Origin of the sequence: Curtobacterium sp. UCD-KPL2560, from assembly GCF_001705035.1 — a bacterium.
Lineage (GTDB): Bacteria > Actinomycetota > Actinomycetes > Actinomycetales > Microbacteriaceae > Curtobacterium.
Genome location: NZ_MCIG01000138.1, coordinates 1 through 2531, shown reverse-complemented (window position 1 = coordinate 2531; position 2531 = coordinate 1). Strand labels below are relative to the sequence as shown.

The following is a 2531-nucleotide window of genomic DNA, read 5'->3' as shown; positions in this document are numbered from 1 at the left end:
CCCCCGGCGAGCGCCGCCCGCACGAGCACCACGACCGCCCACACGAGCACGGCGACCTCGAGCAGGTTCCGCAGCGTGAGCACGACGAGCACCCACGGCTGCACCGCGAGCACCTGGTCGTAGAACCCCGGGTAGACGACCTGCGTCAGCACCGCCATCGGCAGCACGGCGACCGCGACCGGCAGGAACCGCCGCGCGCTGGGTCGCCCGGCGACGAGCCCCCAGACGACGGGGACCGCGAACCAGCCGACGTACTGCGGCGACCCGACCTTGTTGGTGGCGACGAGCGCAGCGACGAGGAGCAGCGCGAGCACCGGGGCGACCTCGGCCCGGCGGGCACCGCGGTGCGCGGCGACCAGCGCGAGCAGCACCCCGCCGACGACCACGAGCGCCATGAGCGGCATGGAGAGCGCGGCGGCGACGTGCGTGCCCGGTCCGGCGATCTCGAAGGTCAGGATCTCGCGGTCGTAGTACACGCCGGCACCGGGGACCCGCGCGGCGGCGGCCCACATGAACGGCGTCGCGAGGGGCGCCTCGATCTGCAGCGCTCGACCGGTCTGCTCGCCGATGAACGACAGCAGGTGCGAGGCGCCGCCGTACAGCACGTCGACGAGGACGACGAGGCCGGTGACGACGCCGGCTCCGGCCAGGACCGCTCGGCGGTGGCCGCGCCGGAGCAGCAGGAGCACGCCGACCAGCGCCGCGGGCCAGACCTTGACCCACGCGGCCGTGGTGAACAGCGCCGAGGCGACGGCGGGCCGCGTGGCGACGAAGGCGACCCCGACCAGGGCCACCGCGGTCGCGACCGTGTCGATGCGCCCGAGTGCGATGGGCCCGAGGGCGACGAGGAACGAGAGCCACCACCACCCGACCCGGACGCCGAGCGTCCGGTGCCGCCACAGCGCCGCGCACGCGACGGCGTCGAGCACCACCATGAGCACGAGCCACCCGGTGCCGATCGACGCGGTCCCACCGATCGCGGCGGCGGCCATCGGCACGATCGCCAGGATCGGGTACACCCACGCCGAGTCGATGCCGACCCACGAGTGGTCGACGTGCCCGGTCTCGATCCAGCGACGGTAGGTGATCGTGACGTCGCCGAGCGGCAGGTTCGCGGAGACGGCGGTCAGCCACCAGAGCAGGGCGTGCACGCCGGCGAACGCGACCACGAAACCGACGCCTTCGACCCACCGGGACTGCCTGTGCACCGCACGAGCGTAGCGGGACGCCCGGTCCCGACCCTGGACGCCCGGGCGCACCCGACCCTGGACGCCCGGGCGGACCGCGGACACAAGACCCCAACCCGGGACACCCGACCACGGACGCCAGCGCCCCGGCCCGCGGGGCCGTGCGGGGCGCGGCCCGCCCCGCCCCGCCGCGCCCTACGGCGTCCAGCTCCGGACCCAGTCGATCTCCAGGTGCCCCGGCTGCCCCCAGTCCCCGATCTGGAACATGTACCGGTGCGCCGTCGTCGGGACGTGCTCGTGCGTCTCGAACACGACCTCACCGTCGATCGAGTACCGCACGACCTGTCCGGGCACCCACTCGGTCGTGTAGGTGTGCCACTCCCGCCACGTCGTGTCGGTGTGCAGCCCGGCGGCCTGCCGTTCCTGCCCCGGCACCATCGAGTGGGTGAACGCGCCGACGGTCCCCTGGAAGTTCCCCTCCGGGAAGTCGAGCTCGCCCTCCGCCCAGTCGTCCGACGTCGGCCAGAGCATGAACGCGGCACCGTTGCCGTCGCCACCGACGGCACGCGCGCGGACGCTGAAGGTCCCGCCGACGTGGTCCCAGGCGTCGTCGGGCGTCCCGAACGTGCCGGCCGCGCCACGCTTGCCGTCCATCCCGACGTCCATGTACCCGTCGTGCGCGCTGATGAGCGGCCCGGACCAGTACTTGCCGCCCATGCCGTCCGGGTAGGGCTGCCACGACCCGGCGTAGGTCGCCGCGAACGGTCCGTCGGCCGCCGCTGGGGTGTCGAAGTCCTCCGAGAAGGTCGGCGGACGACCGCCGGCGGGAGGCGTCGGCGTGGGGCTGGCGGTCGCGGCGGGCAGCACGGGCGTGGCGGTCGCCAGGCTGCCGAACTGCGTGCGGGCGTCGGCGCTCGAGACGGCGCCCACGGTGCCGGCGGCGAGGGCCGCGGCCGCGAGGACGACGAGCGTCCGGACGGCCTTCACGGCGCGCTCCGGGTCCGGCCTGCGGCGGTGTCGTCGTCGACGGACCGCGCGGCGGTGGGTGTTCTGGACATGGTTGTGGTTCTGCTCTCCGGGGCGCGCACCTGAGCCGTGTCGCTGGTGAGGCGACGTCCCTGCGACCAGTGTCGGCGCGTCCGCGCCGGATGTCTGGACCGTCCGGTCGGCCTGCGGGATCGTTGCGGTGTCCCGCGTCGCGCACCGGACGGGAGGCACGGACCGACCCCGCCACGCGCCTCCCGACGGCGGTCGTCCGCCGACCTTCTCGGAGGACTTCGACACCCCAGCGGCGGCCGACGGACCGTTCGCGGCGACCTACGCCGCGCGGTCCGTCGACGACGA

General features: G+C 74.8%; 2 protein-coding genes. Both read right to left on the bottom strand.

Annotated elements, in window-relative coordinates:
- A partial coding sequence (locus tag BEP24_RS16115) for a glycosyltransferase 87 family protein (RefSeq protein ID WP_141693502.1) occupies window positions 1–1208 on the bottom strand: 1208 nt, incomplete at its 3' end.
- A 174-nt stretch (window positions 1209–1382) separates the two neighbouring features.
- The gene (locus BEP24_RS16110) at window positions 1383–2174 is read right to left on the bottom strand and encodes a glycoside hydrolase family 16 protein (protein ID WP_065965177.1); all 792 of its coding nucleotides are present in this window, start codon (window positions 2172–2174) and stop codon (window positions 1383–1385) included.
- Between the last annotated feature and the right edge of the window lie 357 nt (window positions 2175–2531).